The organism is Xylophilus ampelinus, from assembly GCF_003217575.1.
Lineage (GTDB): Bacteria > Pseudomonadota > Gammaproteobacteria > Burkholderiales > Burkholderiaceae_C > Xylophilus > Xylophilus ampelinus.
In genome coordinates this window covers 1-22,680 of the sequence record NZ_QJTC01000008.1, presented here as the reverse complement: position 1 = coordinate 22,680, position 22,680 = coordinate 1, and the positions used below count along the sequence as shown (strand labels likewise).

14 protein-coding genes and 2 pseudogenes are annotated in these 22,680 nt (G+C 65.6%); 7 read left to right on the top strand and 9 right to left on the bottom strand.

Going from position 1 to position 22,680, the window contains the following annotated elements:
- The first annotated feature begins 20 nt into the window (after nt 1-20).
- From galU to DFQ15_RS06955, 3 genes and pseudogenes are all read left to right on the top strand, one after another.
- The gene (gene galU / locus DFQ15_RS06965; protein ID WP_110465287.1) at nt 21-902 is read left to right on the top strand and encodes a UTP--glucose-1-phosphate uridylyltransferase GalU; all 882 of its coding nucleotides are present in this window, start codon (nt 21-23) and stop codon (nt 900-902) included.
- A 172-nt stretch (nt 903-1,074) separates the two neighbouring features.
- Nucleotides 1,075-1,793: pseudogene (locus DFQ15_RS06960) on the top strand (Crp/Fnr family transcriptional regulator).
- 167 nt (nt 1,794-1,960) lie between these two features.
- A complete protein-coding gene (locus tag DFQ15_RS06955) occupies nt 1,961-2,653 on the top strand; it encodes a Crp/Fnr family transcriptional regulator (RefSeq protein ID WP_110465286.1) in 693 nt (230 codons plus the stop codon).
- 478 nt (nt 2,654-3,131) lie between these two features.
- Here the strand turns inward: DFQ15_RS06955 and DFQ15_RS06950 are convergent, their stop codons facing one another.
- Complete coding sequence (locus DFQ15_RS06950) at nt 3,132-4,013, bottom strand: lysophospholipid acyltransferase family protein (protein WP_110465285.1); 882 nt, start codon at nt 4,011-4,013, stop codon at nt 3,132-3,134.
- On the bottom strand, nt 4,010-4,882 hold the full coding sequence (locus DFQ15_RS06945; protein ID WP_110465284.1) for a lysophospholipid acyltransferase family protein: 873 nt from the start codon (nt 4,880-4,882) through the stop codon (nt 4,010-4,012). Before DFQ15_RS06945 ends, DFQ15_RS06950 begins: the two co-directional genes overlap by 4 nt.
- A 163-nt stretch (nt 4,883-5,045) precedes the next feature.
- On the opposite strand from DFQ15_RS06945, the gene metK reads away from it, so the two are divergent.
- Complete coding sequence (gene metK / locus DFQ15_RS06940; protein WP_110465283.1) at nt 5,046-6,227, top strand: methionine adenosyltransferase; 1,182 nt, start codon at nt 5,046-5,048, stop codon at nt 6,225-6,227.
- Between the two features lie 384 nt (nt 6,228-6,611).
- Here the strand turns inward: metK and ligD are convergent, their stop codons facing one another.
- From ligD to DFQ15_RS06915, 5 genes are all read right to left on the bottom strand, one after another.
- Nucleotides 6,612-9,200, bottom strand: a complete 2,589-nt coding sequence (ligD, locus tag DFQ15_RS06935; protein WP_110465282.1) for a DNA ligase D — start codon at nt 9,198-9,200, stop codon at nt 6,612-6,614.
- Between the two features lie 133 nt (nt 9,201-9,333).
- Complete coding sequence (locus DFQ15_RS06930; protein ID WP_110465281.1) at nt 9,334-11,520, bottom strand: TonB-dependent receptor; 2,187 nt, start codon at nt 11,518-11,520, stop codon at nt 9,334-9,336.
- A gap of 15 nt (nt 11,521-11,535) precedes the next feature.
- Nucleotides 11,536-13,068 carry an ABC transporter permease subunit gene (locus tag DFQ15_RS06925; RefSeq protein WP_324998171.1) on the bottom strand — a complete coding sequence of 511 codons (1,533 nt, stop codon included), beginning with the start codon at nt 13,066-13,068 and terminating at the stop codon, nt 11,536-11,538.
- A gap of 26 nt (nt 13,069-13,094) precedes the next feature.
- Nucleotides 13,095-14,525: an ABC transporter permease subunit gene (locus DFQ15_RS06920; RefSeq protein ID WP_110465280.1), complete on the bottom strand. Its 1,431-nt coding sequence runs from the start codon at nt 14,523-14,525 to the stop codon at nt 13,095-13,097.
- 3 nt (nt 14,526-14,528) lie between these two features.
- Nucleotides 14,529-15,236: an ABC transporter ATP-binding protein gene (locus tag DFQ15_RS06915; protein ID WP_110465279.1), complete on the bottom strand. Its 708-nt coding sequence runs from the start codon at nt 15,234-15,236 to the stop codon at nt 14,529-14,531.
- 507 nt (nt 15,237-15,743) lie between these two features.
- Between DFQ15_RS06915 and DFQ15_RS06910 the strand changes: the two genes are divergently transcribed.
- A complete protein-coding gene (locus DFQ15_RS06910) occupies nt 15,744-16,034 on the top strand; it encodes a co-chaperone GroES (protein ID WP_055840307.1) in 291 nt (96 codons plus the stop codon).
- A gap of 81 nt (nt 16,035-16,115) precedes the next feature.
- Nucleotides 16,116-17,768, top strand: coding sequence for a chaperonin GroEL (gene groL / locus DFQ15_RS06905; protein WP_110465278.1), 1,653 nt, complete (start codon nt 16,116-16,118; stop codon nt 17,766-17,768).
- A gap of 240 nt (nt 17,769-18,008) precedes the next feature.
- Here groL and DFQ15_RS06900 read toward each other — a convergent pair.
- A pseudogene (locus DFQ15_RS06900) lies at nt 18,009-18,325 on the bottom strand (transposase); the annotation flags it as partial.
- 296 nt (nt 18,326-18,621) lie between these two features.
- Between DFQ15_RS06900 and DFQ15_RS06895 the strand changes: the two are divergent.
- The gene (locus tag DFQ15_RS06895; RefSeq protein ID WP_110465277.1) at nt 18,622-19,884 is read left to right on the top strand and encodes an alpha/beta hydrolase family protein; all 1,263 of its coding nucleotides are present in this window, start codon (nt 18,622-18,624) and stop codon (nt 19,882-19,884) included.
- Between the two features lie 114 nt (nt 19,885-19,998).
- On the opposite strand, the gene DFQ15_RS06890 is transcribed toward DFQ15_RS06895, so the two are convergent.
- On the bottom strand, nt 19,999-22,263 hold the full coding sequence (locus DFQ15_RS06890) for a WD40/YVTN/BNR-like repeat-containing protein (protein WP_146228670.1): 2,265 nt from the start codon (nt 22,261-22,263) through the stop codon (nt 19,999-20,001).
- Nucleotides 22,264-22,680 lie beyond the last annotated feature (417 nt).

The window sequence follows — 22,680 nt, the reverse complement described above, 5'->3', positions numbered from 1 at the left end:
TCTTTTCAGGAATATCACGTATGAGCAACGCTCCCCTTCGCATTCACAAGGCGGTCTTTCCCGTCGCCGGCCTAGGCACCCGCTTCCTTCCGGCGACCAAGGCCCAGCCCAAGGAAATGCTGCCGGTGGTCGACAAACCGCTTATCCAGTATGCGGTCGAGGAGGCGTACGCCGCCGGCATCCGCCAGATGATCTTCGTCAACGGCCGCAGCAAGCGCTCCATCCCCGACCATTTCGACACGGCCTACGAGCTGGAGCACGAACTTGAAACAGCTGGCAAAAAGGAGCTGCTGGCGATGGTGCACTCGATCAAGCCCGACGACATGGAGTGCATCTACATCCGCCAGGCCAAGGCCCTCGGCCTAGGACATGCGGTGCTATGCGCACAGAGCGTGGTGGTCAACGAGCCCTTCGCGGTACTGCTGGCCGACGATCTGATGGTCGGCACGCCGCCGATCCTCAAGCAGATGGTCGACCAGTTCGCCGAATGGCAGGCCTCGATCCTGGCGGTGCAGGAAGTGCCCGCCGAGCACACAAAGCGCTACGGCATCGTGGCGGGATCGCAGATCAACGACCGGCTGATGGACCTGACCCATATGGTCGAGAAGCCATCCCCCGAGGACGCCCCTTCGCGCCTGGGCGTGGCCGGCCGCTACATCCTCACGCCCGGCGTGTTCCGCGAGATCGCCAGCCAGCCGCGCGGCGTGGGTGGCGAAATCCAGCTCACCGACGGAATCGCATCGCTGATGCGCCGCGAGAAGGTGTTCGCCTACCGGTACGAAGGCCGTCGCTACGACTGCGGCAGCAAGGAAGGCTTTCTGGAAGCCAACGTCGAACTGGCGCTGACTCATCCCCAGCTGGGAAAAGGCTTCCGCGAGTACCTGAAGGCGGTGCCTTTGTGAAATGGTCGGCATATACGGCGTGCAATCTTCGTGAAAACGAGTTTTGGCCCGGAGGCACGTAGGCTTGCTCTGTCGGCAACGCACATGTTATGTTCGGTACCGCACATTCAGAGTTTTGGTTACTTTCAAACACTGAGAGGTTCTGTCGACCCTTCCTGAGCGGCCCATGTTTATGCCAAACTCCCGCAACCCACTCGTCAACCAGTTGCTCGCCGCGTTCGCTCCGGCCGAATGGAAGCGCTGGGAAGGGCAGTTGGAAGCGGTAAAAATGCCATTGGGCCAAGTGTTGTACGAGTCGGGTACTACGATGCGGTATGTCTATTTCCCCACCACCGCCATCGTTTCCCTGCTTTACGTCATGGAGAATGGTGCGTCTGCCGAAATTGCGGTTGTGGGCAACGAGGGACTGGTGGGCGTGTCCATATTAATGGGGGGGGCGGTTCGACCCCGAGCCGCGCCGTCGTGCAAAGTGCAGGGGAAGGGTTTCGGGTGAAAGCTGATTGGCTGCTGGAAGAATTTAACGAAGCACCCGTAATGCACCTCTTTCTGCGCTACACGCAAGCCTTGATCACCCAAATGGCGCAAACGGCCGTCTGCAACCGCCACCATTCGCTCGATCAACAGCTGTGCAGATGGCTGCTATTGAGTCTTGACCGGCTGCGGGGCTCCGAGTTGGTGATGACACAGGAGTTGATCGCCAACATGCTGGGAGTTCGCCGTGAAGGTGTCACAGAGTCCGCCTTGAAGCTGCAGCGGGCCGGGCTGATTCGTTACAGCAGGGGCCGCATCGCGGTGCTGGACAGGAAGGGCCTCGAGCAGCGCACATGCGAATGCTACGCCGTGGTCAAGCGGGAATATGATCGCCTCTTACCTAACACCCTGGCGGTGTGACGCACACCTTGGTTCGAATCCTTCAAGCTGGGGACCTGCTCAGTACGCTGCCACACAGTCATGGGGATGAAAAGCGTCGATACTTGCCTCACGGATCGAAACTGCTAGCCAAGGCAGCCCGACCTTCGCATCTCGCGACATGGTGAGGGGCGAGTCCAAAGAGATCTGTGGTTTCCGTCATCAACACTCTTCTTGCAACACTGCCGCATAAACAAAGTCGCCAGCTGCGATTCGCTTGCGAGCCGATACGACTGGTCCTGGGGGAAAAGTTGTTCGAACCCGGTCAGACGACGGAATATGTGTACTTTCCTACGGACAGCATCGTTTCGCTGATCGCCAAGACCGACGATCACCCAGGAGTAGAGGTAGGAATGATCGGCAATGAGGGCATGCTCGGTGCACACTTGGCACAAGGCATAGTGACCGCCCCTTTTCAAGCGATCGTGCAAGGCTCCGGCTCCGCACTGCGTTTGTCTGCGACTGTTTTTGCCGAGGAACTGCATCGAATCCCCCAGTTTCATCGGCAGGTGCAGCGCTATCTGTACGTACAGATGGTCCAGTTCGCAACATCTGCTGCATGCCAGAAGTTCCATCAGATTGGCCCCCGGCTGGCCCGGTGGCTGCTCATGAGCCAAGACCGCGCACACCGGGACAACTTCTATGTGACGCACGAATTTCTTGGCTACATGTTGGGGGTAAGACGCGTCGGCATCACGACAGCGGCAATCGCGTTGCAACGCAGCGGTCTGATCAACTACCAGCGGGGCGAACTTGTAGTGCTTGATCGGGTGGGCTTGGAAGCCCAGGCATGCAGTTGCTATGCCAAGGACAAGCAGACGTATACCAGCACCCTTTCGTGATTTGCCGGATTCAGCCCGGGGGGTCCGGTCCAGATCCTCGATGCGGTAGCCCATGTCCGCACCAATCTTGTACCGCAGGCTCGCGACGGTTCATCGCGAGGTGATTGACGCCGAGCAGCCCCGGCGGGTGACCGGCCTGATCGCCGACTTCCTTCCCCGACAGCCGATGCTATGAAATAGATAGCTAATGGTCGGTGCCGGAAGCCGGCCACAGGCACTTTTCGTTCATAAAACAGCGCTGAGGTGCCGAACGCACGGCATCGGAAACCAAAGCCACGCCGCTTCGATCGGTCACCGACTGATCAGCGCCGCGTGCGACCGGCACCCGTTCCGCAAAGCGACCCTCCCGACGGCTCACGGGGACAGCGGATAAGGCTCCGCCGGTCCTGCCAGTGTCGCCCCCGGCAGGGGGGTGGCGAAGACGCGAAGCGCGCAGCCTGGGGTGAGCTAAACACCTGAGCGCAGCCCCGGGGGCGAACTAATAGACACTCGGCTCGCCCTCGGGTCGCGTCTTGAACCGCTTGTGCACCCAGTAGTACTGCGCGGGCATCGTGTCGATGTAGCCCTCCAGCCGGCGGTTCACCAACGCGGTATCGGCCAGCACGTCGTCCGTCGGAAAGTCCTGCCACGACGGCAGGATGTCGACCGTATAGCCGGTGGGCGTGAGCCGGGGCAGCACCGGCATCACCTTCGCCCGCCCCAGCCGGGCGAAGCGCGGCACGGAAGGCAGCGTGGCCGCGGTCACGCCGTAGAAAGGCACGAAGACCGAATCCTGCGGGCCGAAATCCATGTCGGGCAGCAGGTACAGCACGCCGCCGTCGCGCATCGCGCTCAGGATCGTCTTCATGCCGGTGGTGCGGGTAAAAACCTTCGAATCGCCGAAGCGCAGCCGGCCTTCGCGCACCCACCGGTCGAGCGCAGGATCGGACTGCGACGAGTAGATCGAGAACCAGCGCCGCGCCACCTGCATCGAGATCGTGGTCGCGGCCGCGTCCAGCCCGTAGAAGTGCGGGCACAGCAGGATGGTCGGTGTGTCCTCGCCCTGCGAGCCGGGCTGCAGTTCGTGCACCGCGCCCCGCAGCACCAGCCGGCGCTCCAGCACCTGGCGCGGCGCATGCCAGAGCCAGCCGCGGTCGAGCCAGGTCTGGGCGAAGACAACGAAGGTCTGCCGCGCCAGCGCGCGGCGCGCGGCGGGCGACTGGTCGGCAAAGCAGAGACGCAGGTTGGTCTCGGCGATGCGGCGCCGGCCGCCCAACAACAGGAACAGCGCCTGGCCCAGCAGCCAGCCCAGCGCCCGCACCCAAGACAGCGGCAGCACCGCCATCAGGCGCATGAACATCACCCACATCCGGCCGATCATGCGGCACCCTCCCCGGTCGTCGCCGTCGTCGTTTCGGTGGCCGTCGGCGCCGTCTCGGCGCGCGGCGCCTTGTAGCGGGCGTAGCCCCACAGGTACTGCTGCGGACACTGGCGGATCAGCCGCTCCATGTCGGCGTTGAGCGCATCGACCGCGTCGTCCAGCGCGGCGGGCAGCGGCGTGGCGCGCGACTCGACATGCACCAGGAAGCCGCAGCCGCGGGGCAGGCGCTCGCTCCAGGCCAGCAGTACCGTCGCGCCCGACTGCTGGGCCAAGCGCGCCGCCAGCGTCATCGTGTAGGCCTCGCGACCGAAGAAGGGCGACCAGCGGCCCATGCCGTCGGGCGGCACCTGGTCGGGCAAGAGGCCGACGGCCTCGCCGCGCTTCAGCGCGCGTAGCATCTGGCGCACACCGGCCAGGGTGGTGGGCACGGCGGCCAGGTGCGGCCGGTCGCGCGCCGCGGCCATGGTGCGGTCCAGCCAGGGCTGGCGGGCCGGGCGGTAGAGGATCGTCATCGGCCCGTGGCGCGGGCCATAGTCGGCGGCGAGCGCCTGGGGCGAAGCCTCGAAACCGCCCAGGTGCGGCGTCAAGAACAGGATGCCACGTCCGGCCGCGTAGGCCCGGGCAATGGAGCCGCCGTCGTCCCACCGCCAGGCCGGCGGCGTGCCGAACCAAAGGCGCGGCAGCTCGGCCACCATCCGACCGGCATGGGCCACCGCGCCGCGCACCGCACCGAAAGGCAAGCCCGCCTGCCGCGCGTTGGCCATAAAACACCGGCGGTACGGCGCCGACGACAGGAACGCCACCCAACCCAGCACGGCGCCGAGCAGGTGCAGCAGGGGCAGAGGAAGCCGGGAGAGGAGACGGAGCATCGGCAGAGGGACGAACGGACGGACGGACGGCGCAGGCTAGAATGCCTCGGTCGCCGAGTTAAATGAGCAACTTGCAGGGCGACGTTAAAAACAACTGCTAAAGCGTTCGCCAAGGCTCCAGGCCCGGGCAGCGCCCCAAGCCGCAACACTGGAGTTTATGCAAATGGCGAACGACTTTCTCTTCACTTCCGAATCCGTCTCCGAAGGCCATCCCGACAAGGTGGCCGACCAGATCTCCGACGCCATCCTCGACGCGATCTTCGAGCAGGACTCGCGCAGCCGCGTCGCCGCCGAGACGCTGACCAACACCGGCCTGGTGGTCCTGGCCGGCGAGATCACCACCAACGCGCACGTCGACTACATCCAGGTCGCCCGCGACACGATCAAGCGCATCGGCTACGACAACACCGACTACGGCATAGACTACAAGGGCTGCGCGGTGCTGGTCGCCTACGACAAGCAGAGCAACGACATCGCCCAGGGCGTCGACCAGGCCTCCGACGACCACCTGAACACCGGCGCCGGCGACCAGGGCCTGATGTTCGGCTACGCCTGCGACGAGACGCCCGAGCTTATGCCCGCGCCGATCTACTATGCCCACCGCCTGGTCGAACGCCAGGCCCAGCTGCGCAAGGACGGGCGCTTGCCCTTCCTGCGCCCCGACGCCAAGAGCCAGGTGACGATGCGCTACGTCGACGGCAAGCCGCACAGCATCGACACGGTGGTGCTCTCCACCCAGCACCACCCCGACCAGAGCGAGACGCCCAAGACGATGAAGGCCAGCTTCATCGAGGCGGTGATCGAGGAGATCATCAAGCCGGTACTACCCAAGGAGTGGCTGCAGGACACTAAGTACCTGATCAACCCCACCGGCCGCTTCGTCGTGGGCGGCCCGCAGGGCGACTGCGGCCTGACCGGCCGCAAGATCATCGTCGACACCTACGGCGGTGCCTGCCCGCACGGCGGCGGCGCCTTCAGCGGCAAGGACCCGACGAAGGTCGACCGCTCGGCCGCCTACGCCGCCCGCTACGTGGCCAAGAACATCGTCGCCGCCGGCCTGGCACGCCAGTGCCAGATTCAGGTGGCCTACGCGATCGGCGTGGCCCGGCCGATGAACGTCACCGTCTACACCGAAGGCACCGGCGTGATCCCTGACGCGCGGATCGCCGAGCTGGTCACCGACCACTTCGATCTGCGCCCGAAGGGCATCATCCAGATGCTGGACCTGCTGCGCCCGATCTACCAGAAGACCGCCGCCTACGGCCACTTCGGCCGCGAAGAGCCCGAGTTCACCTGGGAAAAGACGGACAAGGCGGCGCAGCTGCGCACAGCTGCCGGCCTGTAAGAGCGGCTAACACAACCCAGCGAAGCGGTTCTGGCTAGGCGCCGCATCGCAGACAGTACGAGTAGTACGACAAGGTGCGGCAACGACGCCAGAAGGGTTGTGTTAGCCGCTCTAAGGCCGTTCGACCGCCCAGCGGGCGGGAAGCCTTGCGCTACGAAGCGGCGCAGCTGCCGGCCTGTAAGGCTGTGGGCATGGTGCAGCGCACCATCGAAATTTACGGTCCGACACACCCATCGCGTCAACCCGCCGTAGCGCCGACCCGTTGTAGTGCGATCGAAGGAGTTCGCCATGCCCACACCCGCAACCCTCCCCGTCACCGGTCCCCGTCCCGCTGCATGCTGGCCCTACGACGAGCGCGACCGCAAGCGTTGACCTGCCCTCTCGCTATGCCCTGCCGCCGTTGCGGGCCAGCACCTTGAGCGCCGGCGTCAACGACACGGCCGCGGCGGCATAGCCGGCCCAGGGTGCATTGCCCGGCCGAAGCCGCGCATCGACGGTCCGTACCGTCCAATGCGCACCACTGGTGAGCGTTTCCAGTTCATCCCATTCCAGCGGAACCGAAATCCCCATCCCCGGACGCGACCGTGCCGACCAAGCTGCCACGGTCGTGGCGCCGCGCCCGTTGCGCAGGAAATCGACGTAGATCTTGCCGACCCGGTTGCGCGGCCCGCTCTTGGCGACGAAGCGCGAGGGGATCGTGCGCGCCAGGTGCCGGGCCACCGCTTCCGAGAACCCCTTGACCGCGTCCCAGCCGTGGAGCCGCTTGATCGGCACCACCACGTGCAGGCCCTTGCCGCCGCTGGTCTTCAGAAAGGCGGGCAGGCCTAGTTCCTCCAGCGCCACTCGCACCAGAACCGCCGCCTGCTGCACCTGCTCCCAGGGCACGCCTTCGCCCGGGTCGATATCGAATGTCATGCGGTCGGGCCGCTCGATGCGGTCGTGGCGGGCGTTCCAGGTGTGGAATTCCAGCACGTTCATCTGGACGGCCTGCAGCAGGGCATCGGCCGAGGCCACTTCCAGCAGCGGCGCGTGGCCGGGGTCGAGCGCCGGATCGAGCCGCCGCACGGCAGGCATGCCCTCGCCTTCGGCATGCTTCTGGAAGAACAGCTCGCCGTCCACGCCCGACGGCGCACGCACGAACGACGTGGGCCGTCCCTGCATATGCTCCAGCATCAGCGGCGCCACGGTGGCGTAGTAGCGCACCAGGTCGATCTTGCGCAGCCCGCTTTTCGGGTCGACGACACGGTCGCCGTGCGTCACCTTCATGCCGATCGGCAGTGCATCCGACGCATTCTTGCGGGCGGCGCGGTCCTTCTTGGTGAGGGAATCGATGGCCATGGACCGCTCCTGTACGATGACGCGCGCCGGCTTGTCGCTGCGCAGTCCCTGGAACACGGCGTGCCGGATGCGTTGGATGCGGGTCCATTGCGCGAAAGACACCTCGGCCAGCAGCACCGGACGGACCCAGTGCGCACCCCGGGCGATGCCGTCCGTGTCGGCGAACGGGCTCTGTTCGGTCGCTTGCGCCGCCAGGGCTTCGTGCAGCGTCTGCAAAGTGTGCTCGCTGAAACCGGTGCCGACGTTGCCTGCGTAGCGCAGGGTTCCATCGTCGTCGTGCACGCCCAACAATAAGGAGCCGAGTCCTTGGCGCGAGCCCTTGGGATCGGTGTAGCCGCCGATCACGAACTCCTGGCGTTTACCGCACTTGAGCTTGATCCAGTCGGCCGAGCGGCGGCCGGTATACGGCGCATCGCGCCGCTTGCCGATGACCCCTTCGAAACCGAGCTTGCAGGCCGACACCGCCAAATCACCGGGCGGCGCATCGAAGGCTTCGCTGAAACGCACCAGCGAGTCGGTGCCGGATCGTCCGCCCAGCATCGCCTGCAACCGCGCACGGCGGTCGTCGAGCGGCAGCGGACGCAGGTCCTCGCCACCGTGGAAGGCGAGGTCGAAGACGTAGTAGACGATGCCGGCGGCAACGCCGCAGCGCCGTGCCGGCCGCTCGAACGCGTTCTGCAGCGCCTGGAAGTCCGGCGCGCCGTCGGCGCCCAAAACCACCACCTCGCCATCGAGCCAGCCCGACGCGAACGGGAGCGCCTCCACGGCTGCGGCGATCTTCGGCATGCGTGCCGTCCAGTCCAGTCCGTTGCGGGTGAAGAGCCGGACATTGCCGTGCTGCTTGCGGGCGAGCAAGCGGTAGCCGTCGAATTTCAGCTCGAAGATCCAGGCGGCGGTGTCGGTCGGCGGCGCGGAGGCCAGCGTCGCCAACTGAGGGGACAGGCTCTCGGGCAGAGCGGCCGCCTTGCCGCGCGGAGGCCTCGCAGGTGCGGCGGCCTTGGAGCACCCGATGGGCGAGACCGGGTCAGGACCCGTATTCTCGGCCCGTGACGACGCTCGGGGCACCGCAGGATCGGGCAGGCAGCCCACGCTGTCGGGCTGTGCCTCGACCACGTCGAACGCGTCGGCCGACCGGGCATGGATGTCGTTCTCCTTGATCAGCAACCAGGGCGGCTGCTTCTCTTCTTCCGCACGCTTGCCGTGCATCCGCACCAGCGTCCAGTGGCCATGCAACTTGTGGCCGTGCAGCGCGAACTTCAGCTTGCCCGCCTTCCAGCCGCGCGCCGGATCGTCCTGCGGCGCCCAGGTGCCCTTGTCCCAGACGATGACCTTGCCCGCACCGTATTGCTTTGGCGGGATGTCGCCCTCGAAGAGGTTATAGGCGATCGGGTGGTCCTCCACCTGCACCGCCATCCGCTTGTCGTGCGGGTCCAGGCTGGGGCCTTTGGGCACGGCCCAGCTCTTCATCGTACCGTCGATCTCCAGCCGCAGGTCGTAGTGCAGGCGGCTGGCCCAGTGCTTCTGAACGACGAAGCGCAGCGCATCGGCGCTTGTCTCGCCGCCCTCCTGCGGTTCCGGCGTGACGGTGAAATCACGTTTGCGGCGGTAGGCGTCGAGGGGGTCGGGGCGAGTCATGCGCTTGACTCTAGCCAGCGCACCCGGTGGCGACAAGCGGACGGCTCCTACGCCGCGGTGATTCGTCACCCCCGATCTCGCCCGGGCCTGCCGACGGCGCGCCCGCCAGAAGCACCCGCAGTAAGGACGGTGCTCAGAAATCGAACTTGGCCGATACCTCGAAGGTGCGCGTGGGCGCAATCAGCACCTGGCTCTCCGCCCGGCCACCGTAATACGCATAGAGCCGGTCGGTCAGGTTGCGGATGCGAAAGCTCAGCAGCGCCTTCTGCAACCGGTAGCTGACGGCCGCATCGGCCGTGGTGTAGCCGTTCATGCGGATCAGATTGGCGGTGTCGGTATAGGACGCTCCGGTATGGTTCACGCCCATATAGAGATTGACCGGCAGCGTGCTGAAGCGGTAGTTGACGAACAGATTGGCTACACGCTCGGGCGTGTCGGTGGGTGTGTTGCCCGCACGCGAAACACCGCCTGCTTCCACCAGGTTGTCGAACTGCGCCTGCAGCGCTGCCAGATTTCCCGACAGCGACAACCGCGGAGTGGCGCGCCAGACAGCCGACAGCTCCACGCCACGCGACGACTGGCGACCGTTGTTGATCGTGACGTTGGGGTTGCCGGGGTCGAGCGAAAGAACGTTGTCGAGCTCGATCTTGTAGAGTGCCGTCGTCCATTCCAGACGCTGTGCAGCCAGGCTCTGCTTGAAGCCGACCTCGATCTGCTTGCCACGCGACAGCGGCAAGGCGGCGTCGCCTGCGGACAGAAGAAAGAGCGTGTCGACCGGCACCGTGGCGTTGGTGTACTGCGCATAAGCACTGGATCCCGAACCGAGGTCGTAGACCACCCCCAACCGGCCGGAGTTGGCATGGTAGGTGGTACCGAAGGCGGTGATGGTGCCGAAATTCAGATCGCGGAGGTTGCGGCCCACGTCGATCCTGTCGTGCCGCAGGCCGCCGACCACTGTCAAATCCGGCGTGAACTTGACCGCGTCTTCCGCAAAAAGCGCCGTGGTCCTGACCGACGTACTGGTGTCCACACGGTTGCCGTCGCCGGTGGTCAGCGCCGGATCGGTGTCGAAGAAGGCGGAGCCCGACAGGAGCGCTGGCACCCGAAGGCGGCCAGACGTGGCGGCACTGCCGTTGGAGAAGCGGCGCTGGCTTTCGAAATCGGTCTTGCCGATCTCGCCTCCCAACACGAACCGGTTCTCGAATCCGCCGATGCCGCCACGATGGCTCGCGTCGAACCGGTTGGTGACGAACCGCTGGTCGTGGGTGATCAGCGTCTGGTCGCGGTCGATGCCGTCGGGCGCCACGAAAACGGCGCTCTCGGAGTTCTTGAAGACCCGGTTCGCCTGGTAGGCGGTGAACTCGTTCCTCAATGTCCAATCCGGTGCCAGGCGGTGCGTCAGCCGGGCGCGGACGGTAGTGGTCTCGGAGGTGTTTTCGTCGTCCAGAACGTTGTAGTTGTTACGGATCAGCCGGCGGTCGATCACCCGGCCGTCAGGCGTGCTGACCACGCCGGTAGCCTGGCTAGCGAATGCGGCGGACACCAGCGGCGTGCCCCAGTACCCCTGGTTGTCGTCGCGCAGGTAGTCCAGCGACAGGTCGAGACGCGTGACCGTGCTCAGGTCGAACGACAAACCGGTGGTCAGGTGGTCGACCTGCTCACCATTGCGCGGAACCGTGCCGGTCCTGGTGTCGTGGCGGCTGTAGTCGACGCGATAGGCGCCCGTTTCGCCCACGGCACCGCCCAGACCGACCGCAGCCCGGGTCGAGCCGTAGCTGCCGTAAGACAGCAGCGCCTCGTTGGCGGGATTGTTGCGATCGGGCCGTTTGGTCACGAAGTTGACGATGCCGCCGATGGCACTGTCGCCGTTGAGTACCGAGGCCGGGCCTTTCAGCACCTCGATGCGCTCGTAGTTCCAGGTGTCCTGCACCCGGTTGACCACACCTGCGCCGGAGTTACGCACACCGTCGTACAGATAGAGGATGTTGCTAAAGCCGCGCGTGGACAGCGTGACCGGCGAGGCCGGCGAACCACCGCCCGATAAGCCGGCCGCGCCGCGCAGCGCCTCGTTGAAATCGCGGGCACCGCGCAGCTGCAGCACCTCCTGCGTCAGCACTTCGACCGAGGCCGGCGTTTCGCGAAGCGTGAGGCCCAGGCGCGACGCGCTGGTGGACGTCGACTGCAGTTGCAGCGTGTCGCCATCGCGGACGCTGCGCACATCGACGGTGCCGAGTTCGGCGGACGGGGCCCGGGCCTGGGCTCCGGCCGCCTGGATGGCAGCGGCGGCAGCCGCCAAGGCGGTGCGGACGAGGGTATGCATGGTGTTTTCTCTGGATCAGAAATGTTTGTCGGAGAGGTGTGCCGGCTGGCGGCGCAGCCGCCAGCCGGCCAGCGCCAGCAGCGCCAGGGTCGGCAGCAGCTGCTGCAGGACCGATCGCAAGGCCATGCGGCCGACCAGCGCAGGCTCCTCTTCCTGCCACGCATAGGTGGGCATGGCCGCGAAGTCGGCCGGCGTCACCGCCCGGCCTGCGTCGATGCGCGAGAAGAAGAACTGCTTCCAGGCCGCGTGGTACCGGTCGAGCTGCGTCATGAAATGCGCGTGACGGCGCTGCCCGCTGCCGGCCAGCGCGGTCATGCCTTCATAAGCGACGGCAGCGGGCGACAGCACGGCGTAGCGCACCACCAGAGCCTGCTGGCGCGCCTGCTGCGCATCGAAGCGGTCGAGCGCCGGCTGGATGGCGGCGTCGACCTCGCGCTCGATCCTGTAGCTGGCCATGGCACGTCCGGCCAGCGCGATCCTGCCGTCGCGGGGCACCAGCGTCTCGGGCTGACTCAGGTGCTTGTAGTCGGTGGCCAGCAACACGGAATTGCGGGCCATGGCATCGGCCGTCACCGCGCGGATGTGGCCCGCCGGCTCGGCGCGCGACGGGGCCGGGCTGACCGCCGTCACCGCCAGGGCCAGCAGCACCGGTGCCACCAGCACCACCAGCACCCAGCCGATCACCAGCAGCATGGCGTTGGTGGCCGAGGACCTGCCGAGCGCATTCACCGCCACTACCAGCGCGAACCAGAACAGCGCATAGCCACTCACCAGCAGCACCCACCAAAGGGCGCTGGCGCCAGCGGCCAGGGTGGCCCCGGGCCGCAAACCCAGCAGCACGCCGGCCGGCACCAGCACTGCCAGCCCGAGCAGCACTGCGGCACGCGCGGCTACCTTGCCGAGCAGCAGCGTGCCGAGCGCCAGCGGCTGCGACAGCAGCAGCCGCAGCGTGCCATTCTCGCGCTCGACCGACAGAAGGTTGTAGCCGATCGAGAAGATCAGCAGGGGCAGCAGGTAGACCACCACGAAGGCCAGGTCGAAGTGTCCACTGAGCAGGTTCCAGGGATTCTCGATGTCGTCGTTGTGTATGAAGTTCACCTTGCTTTGGTAGTCCACCTGGAACTGGCTGGGGTAGAGGTCGGCCTGGCCCAGCGCCAACGGCGCCAGCGGCGCGCTCGGCATCCAGACATGGTGGGCGCCGAAGCTGCCGCCCATATGCTCGGGATTGGCCGGTTTGCCGAAGGGCGTGCCGGGCTCGGTGCCGACCATGATGCGTTGCAGCCGCTCCAGCTGGGCGGCACGGGTGGCGGTGTCGTTCCGCACCAGGGCGGCCTGCGCACGGTCGCGGGCGGTGGTCTGCACTACTCCGTTGTAGAGGGCGTAGCAGATCAGCAGCGCGAACAGCGCGCCGGCGAGCCACAGCGTGCGCTCGGCCAACAGCAGGCGCAGCTCGTGCGCCATCACCAGCCGCAGCCGCGGGCTCTGGGCCGGCGTGTGCGGTGGCATGCCGTGCGGCACCGACACCGGCAGTAGCGCGGCAGAAGGCATCGATGAAGGGCTCATCGCATCGGGCCTTATAACGCCCGCTGGCGCGCTATGGCCGTCCAGGCAAAGCCCAGCACCAGCACGAGGTGCACGACCAACGCGGCCAAGCCCTGCCAGCCGTGGCGCAGGGCCCAGCCGGCACGCGGCGCGTGGTAGTCGAAGGGCGGTACCGTGGCCCAGAATTCGTGTCCGGCCTGGTAGGCGAAATGCTGATGATCCAGCGGGTCGGCGTGGGCGACCAGGTCACGGCTGACGATGTCCTGGATCGTGCGGCGGTGCTGCTCGGCAGCGGTGGTGAAGTCGCGGTGATGGTTGAAATCGGTACCGGCCATGCCCATGGAATAGGCGCGCACGGCCAGCAGCGGCAGCAAGGTGCCGCTCCATTCCTGCAGCGTCTGCTGGCGCTGCCAGGTGTCCCACAGCCGGCCGTAATGGCGGTCGTAGACCGGGTAGCTGGCTTGGTCGTCGATCTGCAGTGCCCGGCCCCACTGGTTGAGCGGCACGGCCGAACTCCAGCGCTCTGTGGTACCGAAGGCCTGCATCCAGGTGCGGTCGGAGGTGGCCTTGAGATCGGCGTTCAAGGTAGTGTTGAATTCCAGCCGGGTCGGCGTCGGGTAGGCGATGCGCGAGACCTCCGACAGCACCCGTGGCGCGATCACCACCTGGCCGATCCAGAGCGCCAGCAGCGCCGTGATCGCCACGCGCGAGCTGCGCGACGCGGCCGACACCCCCAACGTCAGCAGCGCGAAGAGGCCCAGGTACAGCGCATAGCCCAGCGCCAGCGCGCCGAAACTCAGCAGTGCATCGGCACCCGCGCCCGCATCGGCCCCGGCCCCGGCCCCGGCCACGACCGCCACGACCGCCACGGCGGCCACCAGGCCCGCCGGCACCAGCAGCAGCGCCAGACAAGCCCCCAGCGCCAGCGCCTTGCCGGTCAGCATCTGCCGCGGCGAGACGCCCAAGCTCAGGGTCTGCCGCAGGATGTCCTCTTCGCGTTCGCCGGCGAAGGCGTTGAAGCCCAGCACGATCACCAGCAGCGGTCCCAGCACCTGCAGGATCCAGCCGGCCGACAGGTCGCCGAAGCGCCGCAGTCCGGTGGCGTCCTGCGCCGGGCGGAACTTCACCTCGCTCTGGCGGTGCGCCTGCAACCAGACCGTGTTGCCGATGTAGGGGTTGATGCCCGCGTCCACGATGGCCAGCGCCGGCCCTGGCTTGAAGGCGTGCATGCCCTGGTGGGCAGCGTCGTGGGGATGACGGCGGTCCTGCTTGAGCCAATCCTCGTAGTCGTGGGCCTGGGCGGCGGTCTGCTCGGCGCGCGCCTCCCGCTGGCGGGCGAAACCCACCGCCAGCGCCACCAGCAGCAAAACCACCACCATGCCGCCAGCCCAGGGCAGGCGGCCGTCGCGCCAGCGCTCGCGCACGTCTTTGGTCGCGATCAGGCGCATGCGGAAAGCATGCATGGTTCAGGCTGTGCGCATGTGGCGCAGGTACAGGTCCTGCAGGCCGGTGGTGTCGATGGCGCGGCTGTCCAGGCTTTCCAGGAGCCGACCGCGCTTCATGATGCCGATGCGGGTGCCGGTGTGCTTGGCATGGAACAGGTCGTGGGTGGTAGTGAGCACTGCAACGCCGCGCTCCGCCGCCCTTCGCAGCAGGTCGGAGAACTCGCTGGCGGCCTGCGGATCGAGGCCCGAGGTCGGCTCGTCGAGCAGCAGCGCCTTGGCCTCCTTGGCCAACGCCACCGCGATCCACACCTTCTGCCGCATGCCCTTGGAATAGGCCGCCACCCTCTTGTCGGCGACCGCACGGTCGAGGCCCACCTCGTACATCAGTTCCAGCAACCGCGCATCCGGCAGGGTGCGGCCCAGAGCCAGCGCGGAAAAGTAGCGCAGGTTCTCGATGCCCGACAGCATGCCGTAGAGCGCCACCTGCTTGGGGCTGTAGGCCAGGTGCTGCTTGGTCGCGACCGGATGGCGGGTGACGCCGATACCGTGGACCGTCACCTCGCCCTCGCTCGGCGCGATGAAGTTCAGGAACAGGTTGATCGTGGTGGTCTTGCCGGCGCCGTTGGCCCCCAGCAGGCAGTAGATTTCGCCGCCGCGTATGTCGAGGTCGAGCTGGTCGAGCGCGGTGTGTGCGCCGTAGCGTTTGGTGAGTCGGGTAGCGTGCAACATGGAGGATTTCGACCGCATCGCAGGGTGCAGCCGGGATCGCCGGGTAGATGGAGCAGGGCTGCCAATGTAAACGATCATTCATTATCGTTAGAGCGTGTTAGGCACTGTGACGTACCCGCGAAAGTCCGGGGGGAGGCCCTGCGGCAAGGCGCACAACGCGCCGCCGTACGGATACCCCAAGCGGGTTGCAGCGCGGCAGCCGGACCTCTCCCGGCTTTCCCGAAGGGTGGGTCACAGTGCACAGCACGCTCTAATAGCGGTCGAATAGCCGTCGACCGCCTGTCCGTAGCGCAATGAGAGGCCGCCCACCGCACATCTCCTCACATCCATTGCTCTTGCGCACCTGCAGCCCCTTGAAACCGCAGCCGATGCCTGTATCATTAGCACTCGAGGGGGACGAGTGCTAGCAACCCATACGGGCCGGTCCGGCGCCCTCCCCTGAGTTTCGCGGCGACCGCCTTGCGCGGTGCCGTTCAGGCCCCAACCGCTTCCATTTCAGGAGTTGCTATGAACCTTCGTCCTCTGCACGACCGCGTGATCGTCAAGCGCATCGACAGCGAAACCAAGACCGCATCGGGCATCGTGATCCCCGACGCCGCCGCCGAAAAGCCGGACCAGGGCGAAATCCTGGCCGTCGGCCCGGGCAAGAAGAACGACAAGGGCGAGATTTCCGCTGTCGGCGTGAAGGTCGGCGACCGCGTGCTGTTCGGCAAGTACTCGGGCCAGACCGTCAAGGTCAACGGCGACGAGCTGCTCGTCATGAAGGAAGAAGACCTCTTCGCGGTTGTCGAGAAGTAAGACGCCTGCGCTGCCCCCCCGCGCAGCGCGGTACTTGCAGGCAACTATTTCCACCTCTAACTGAATTCTGGAGAAATCAACATGGCAGCAAAAGACGTAGTCTTCGGCGGCGAAGCCCGCGCCCGCATGGTCGAAGGCGTGAACATCCTCGCCAACGCAGTGAAGGTCACCCTCGGCCCCAAGGGTCGCAACGTGGTGCTCGAGCGCTCGTTCGGCGCCCCTACGGTGACCAAGGACGGCGTGTCCGTCGCCAAGGAAATCGAACTCAAGGACAAGCTGCAGAACATGGGCGCCCAGCTCGTGAAGGAAGTGGCCTCCAAGACCTCCGACAACGCCGGTGACGGCACCACCACCGCGACCGTGCTGGCCCAGGCCATCGTGCGCGAAGGCTCCAAGTACGTCGCCGCCGGTCTGAACCCGATGGACCTGAAGCGCGGTATCGACAAGGCCGTGACGGCCTTGGTCGCCCAACTGAAGAACGCCTCGAAGGCCACCACCACCTCCAAGGAAATCGCGCAGGTCGGCTCCATCTCGGCCAACAGCGACGAATCCATCGGCAAGATCATCGCGGACGCGATGGACAAGGTCGGCAAGGAAGGCGTGATCACCGTCGAAGACGGCAAGAGCCTGGACAACGAACTCGACGTCGTCGAAGGCATGCAGTTCGACCGCGGCTACCTGTCGCCCTACTTCATCAACAACCCTGAGAAGCAGGCCGCGTTGCTGGAAAACCCCTTCGTGCTGCTGTTCGACAAGAAGATCAGCAACATCCGTGACCTGCTGCCCGTGCTGGAGCAGGTCGCCAAGGCCGGCCGTCCGCTGCTGATCATCGCCGAAGAAGTCGAGGGCGAAGCCCTGGCGACGCTGGTGGTCAACACGATCCGCGGCATCCTGAAGGTCGTGGCCGTCAAGGCGCCTGGCTTCGGCGACCGCCGCAAGGCCATGCTGGAAGACATCGCCATCCTGACGGGCGGCAAGGTCATCGCCGAAGAAGTGGGCCTGACGCTCGAGAAGGTCACCCTGGCCGACCTGGGCTCCGCCCAGCGCATCGAAGTGGGCAAGGAAAACACCACGATCATCGACGGCGCCGGCGCTGCCGACGACATCGAAGCCCGCGTCAAGCAGGTCCGTATCCAGATTGAGGAAGCCACCAGCGACTACGACCGTGAAAAGCTGCAAGAGCGCGTGGCCAAGCTGGCCGGCGGTGTTGCGGTGATCAAGGTCGGCGCGGCGACCGAAGTCGAAATGAAGGAAAAGAAGGCCCGCGTCGAAGACGCCCTGCACGCCACCCGCGCTGCAGTGGAAGAAGGCATCGTGGCCGGTGGTGGCGTCGCGCTGCTGCGTGCCAAGCAGGCCGCTGGCGAGATCAAGGGCGACAACGCCGACCAGGACGCCGGTATCAAGCTGATCCTGAAGGCGATCGAAGCGCCGCTGCGCGAGATCGTCTACAACGCCGGTGGCGAGCCGAGCGTGGTGGTCAACGCGGTGCTGAACGGCAAAGGCAACTACGGCTTCAACGCCGCCAACGACACCTACGGCGACATGATCGAAATGGGTATTCTGGACCCGACCAAGGTGACGCGCACCGCTCTGCAGAACGCTGCTTCCGTCGCGTCGCTGCTGCTGACGACCGAAGCCATGGTCGCCGAAGCACCGAAGGAAGAAGCCGGTGCCGGCGGCATGCCTGGCGGCGGCATGGGCGGCATGGGCGGCATGGGCGACATGGGCATGTAAGCGCCCGGTCGCAACAGCTGCCGGCTTCTGCCGGCGGGTGACGCCCCACGTGAAAGCCCTGCGGACTGCGAAGTCCGCGGGGCTTTTTCCATTGCATTGCTATTATTTCGATAGCTGGCGGTCGGCGCAGGATGCCGCCTACAGCCACTTTTGGTTCGGATTTCGTCGAACGGAGCCTTCACCGCCGGCGCAGCAACAGCGGCGCATCGGGCTTGGCTGCCAGCGAAGCCGAGGCCGGGGCCGCCTGCCCTTCTGGCTCGGCTTCATCTGGGGACCGCGTCTACCCGATGCGTTCTTGGTCGAACTCGGCGCGACGATGCGCATGGCGTCGACCACGGTGCCAGAACGCAGCAGCAGGCCCTTGGCACTGAGGAACTCGTCGATGAGGGCCAATATCTGCGGAGCCGGCTTGTGTGCTTCCAACGGCCGACGGAACCGCAGAATCGTTGTCTTGTCAGTTACGCCCGTGTTCCGGGTCGGGCCTGCGAACGCACGAACAGCGGCATGTCGTGCAACGCTTCTTCCATCGCCAGATCGCTCAGCGTGAACCCCTGCTGCGTGCGCTGGGTCGTCAGGCCCAGGCCCTCTTGCTTCATCGCTCGGACTTTCTCCTCGTGTCGGCTCGCAGAGCATACCGGATTCGGGTTTATGACCTTCCTCCGCAACGAATTGCAGTAATGCGATGCATTTTTTGCGCATGGTTGCATTATTAGACTGTTTTCAAACGACGTCGTAGCGCCCATAAAAATTGGGGATGTGATCGTCACATTTATTATCCGGCTGTGGTAATGTTTGCGCCCGCCCCGCCCGACCGCCACTCCAGAACGCGGGGTTCAACTAAGAGAAATTACCCATGACCTTATTGAAAAGTCGGCTGACACTACGCATTATTTTCATCATTGGAATGGCTGGTGCCATATCGCCCCTTGCCGCGTCGGCTGCGCCGCCGCGCGGCACGGTGCTCAACAGCAACGTTTTGACCCGCTATACACGCGAAGCCATCCATTCGCTGCTGGTCAGCGCGCAGTCGGACGATAGTGCCGTATGCGATGTGCGTGTCGCCGAATTCAAATATGCGACGGTCGGCGTGGACGGCGAGCCGGCCACCGCGTCCGCCGCACTGCTGGTGCCGGGCGGTACGAACTGCCGCGGTCCTTTTCCGTTGGTGGCTTACGACGCGGGCACCGAGACGCTGCGAAGTGCCGAGCATGCCAAGGCGATCCGCGACAACAAGGGCGACGACCTGAGGCTCACGCACTTGGCCGCACAGGGCTATGTGGTGGTCAGCACCGACTATCTCGGCATCGGCCAGTCGGACTACGCCTTCCACCCCTACCTGCACGCCGACTCCGAAGCCAGCGCCACCATCGACGCGCTGCGCGGCGCCCGGCAGGTGCTGCAACGTCTCGACACCCCGCTATCGGGCAAGGTCATGCTGACCGGCTTCTCGCAGGGTGGGCATGCGGCCATGGCAACCCAGCGCGAGATAGAAGCGCATCTGTCCGACGAGTTCAACCTTGTCGCCAGTGCCCCGATCTCCGGCCCTTACGCGCTGAGCCAGACCTTCCGCGACAGCTGGACGGGCCGCAACGCCGTGGGCGAGAATGCCTTCGGCATCGTGCTGGCCAGCTATGCCGTGGTGGGTATGCAGCATACCTATCGCAACCTGTATCTCGATCCCTGGCAGGTGTTCCAGGATCCGTGGGCCAAAAAGGTCGTATCGCTGTTCCCGGGTGCCTACAGCACGGATGAGCTGTTCCTGAGCGATATCCTGCCCGGCATCGACCAGATCGGCCAATATTTCCAGCCCGACTTCTACGCCGACTTCGCCAACGACCCGCAAGCCCCTTTCCTGCGCGACCTGGAACGCAACGACCTGCTCGCTTGGGCTCCGCGCACGCCCACGTTGCTCTGCGGCTCCGACAACGATGCCACCGTGCCCCTGAAGAACGCCACGATGGCGATCGAATCCTTCAAGCACCATGGCAGCAACCAGGTGTCTATGCTCGACATCGGCTCCGGCAACCCTAAAGACAACGGCGCCCTCGCGCACTTATTCACCGACGAGCTCTGCCTCGTCGCCGTGCGCAAGCAGCTGCTCGACAAGTACCGCTGAGTTGTCGGCGAAAGACGCGGGCGCGTGTGCTTTTTCAACGCGCCTGCGTTCTGCCGTGCGCGAAAGCCGCCGCGCCATCGATCGGCACCGTGCCGCCGCCATGGCGGCAGTGCGTCAGTTCGATGGCGTTCCATAGATGACGCCGCGACCGCTGTTCGGTGCGACGTAGACCCTGCCGAAGGTCTTCGGGTCGCCGATCACGTTGGTAAAGCCGCCCCACTGGTGCTGGTCGTCGTTGATGCGGACCCAGGTAGTGCCCGCATCGGTCGAACGGAACAGCGCGGTCAGGCCTTGGATGGTGCCGCCCAGGTATATGCTTGGGTACGACGCACCCGGCGCGGCTTTGCCGAAGCCGACCGCGGTGGCGGAGGTCACCTGCGGCTGCAAGGTCCAGTTGGTGCCGGCGTCGGTGCTGCGGTAGAGGCCCGAACCGGACGCCAGCCAGACGTCCCCGTTGTTTCCCACTACAGCGGAAACCCGACCGCCCCGCGGCAAGTTCGACGCGGCGAGCGACCAGTTCGCCCCCTTGTCCAGGCTGGCGTAGAACCTGCCACCGGACGGCGAATATGCGTAGAACCGGTTGGCGACGCCATCCGACAGCATCTGCCAGATACCGCCACCTTCCTGCGGCAGCCCGGTGGCCGACCAGTGCGCGCCGTCGTCGGTGGAGTAGACCGGCGCGACGTCCTTCGGTGCCCAGACGATGCTGGTGCCGTCGGCGAAAATCGCCACCGTGCCGTCACCGGCCGTCGAATCGGCCTTGCTCGCAAACGGCGTCCAGTTTTTGCCGCCGTCGTTCGATACGGCGCCGAAGGAGCTGCCGCCCGTGCCCACGTACACGATCTTCGAAGGCAAGGATTTGGCGTAATCCAGCCCGGTGCCGTTGTTGCAGAGCGGATGCGCCAGATTGCCGGCCGCCGGCGATGTCGTCAGGTCGGCATGCACGAATCCGCAGATGTCCCCGACCCCGCTGATCAGCGGAGCGCCTACGGTGGGCGAGATCAGCGCAAGTACTGCGGTTTCCTCGATGCCGCCGGCGCCCACGGTCCAGCGGGTCGGGCCGCCGCTGTCGGCCGCCGTCAGGTTGCGGGTCGTCCAGACGGTCTGCCCGGTAGCGTAGAACGCATGGTCGGAGTCGAACGGATCGACCGCCACTTGCCCCCAGTTGCCGAAGGCCACCGTGTTGCTGCCCATCTTGACCCAGGGCGACAGGCTCGGGTCGCGGGTGGCCGAGGCGCCCACATCGCTCCATGTGGTACCGCCATCGGTGCTGCGGAACATGGTATCGCCCGGCCACCAGCGGTCCATCGTCATGACCACCAGGGTGCCGGGGCGCTGCGGATCGATCGCCAGACCGCCGTAGCCGAAGCTGTAACCGTTGGGATTCGGCGGCGTGATGTTGCGCCAGGTGCCGCTGGCGACGCTGTACTTCCAAACGTCGCCGCCGGTCATACCGTTGGGACCGATGGCTTTGCCATAGGTGATGTAGAGATTGCCGTCCGGCCCGATCTGCCCATGGGTCGGGTATTGGCCCTGCGGCCCGCCGACCAACGCCGACCAGCTCGTGCCGCCATCGGTGCTCTTGTAGAGCGTGGTTCCGGTCGACGCAGCGCTGGCGGTGGACACACCCGCGAAGACGACGTGCGTGGCGCTGCCGGCGCGCCCCGCGCCTGCATGGAACGCTACAAAAGCCACGCCCGCACCGGTGCCGTCGCTCGACAACGCCGAAAAGCCGGGGACCTTGTTCCAGTGCTGGCCTTTGTCGGCGCTGGCCCACAGGCCGTTGGTCGCGCGCTGTTCGGAAGCGTTCATGGTTCCGTACAGCAGGGTGGAGCCGAGATTGGGGTCGACCTGCAGGCGCTCCCCGGCATGGCGGCCATCGTCGTTGGCGCCCGCTCGGAAAGGCAGGGCATAGGAGGCGAAGCTCGCGCCCTGGTTGGACGACACCAGCACCGCCGCGTTGCCGTCCCAGTTTTCCGTGTACATGCCCGTGACCAGATACAGCATTTTCGGATCACGGGGATCGAGCCCGATCGCTTCGACGCCCATCTGGTGCCAATTGGAGGGCGAAGTTGCATCCTGCAGCGGCACCCAGGTGGCGGTGGCCGCGTCGTATCGGTAACTGCCGCCGATATCGGTGCGCGCATAGAACAAGCCCTTTTGTGCCGGATGCGCCACGATTCCGTCGACGAAGCCCCCTGCGATAATCTTGGCGTTGCTCCAGATGTAGGCGGGCGTGGCCGCATGCACCGCGGCGATCAGACCGGTGCTGGCGGCGAGCAGCCCGGACGCAACGATCCGCCGCAATACCGGCGCACCGGTTTGCCGCCCACGATCGCGAATGAAAAATACCCGGTTATTATTAACTTGTACCTTCATCCCTTAATCTCCGAATGTGCAGTAATTTCGGCGAGAAGCATCGCCATGCATGCAGCGCTCGAAGACTGTAGCACCGTGCTTCAGGAAAATCCGGTCGAATATAGTGGCCCCGACGATATTCATCGCATGCCGTTCGCCCAGCGAATACTCCACAACGGCAGGGCTCGCCGATATTTGACCCGGCATTTAAAATAGGTCGCCTGATAATCGGGCCGTGCATTCCGGTTTTCAGAGTCCACGCCCAGCGCGTGTTATGCACTAGTGTGGTGTCTCAAAAATAAGCCGAACTAAGTTTATGGGCAGCCCGAGCGACCTTTGCGCCGATCGTATCGGCGCTCTTGTGCCAGATGAAAGGTTTCGGGTCGGCGTTATGTCGGTCGATGTATTGCCGGATGGAGCGCTCCAGATCGGCCACGC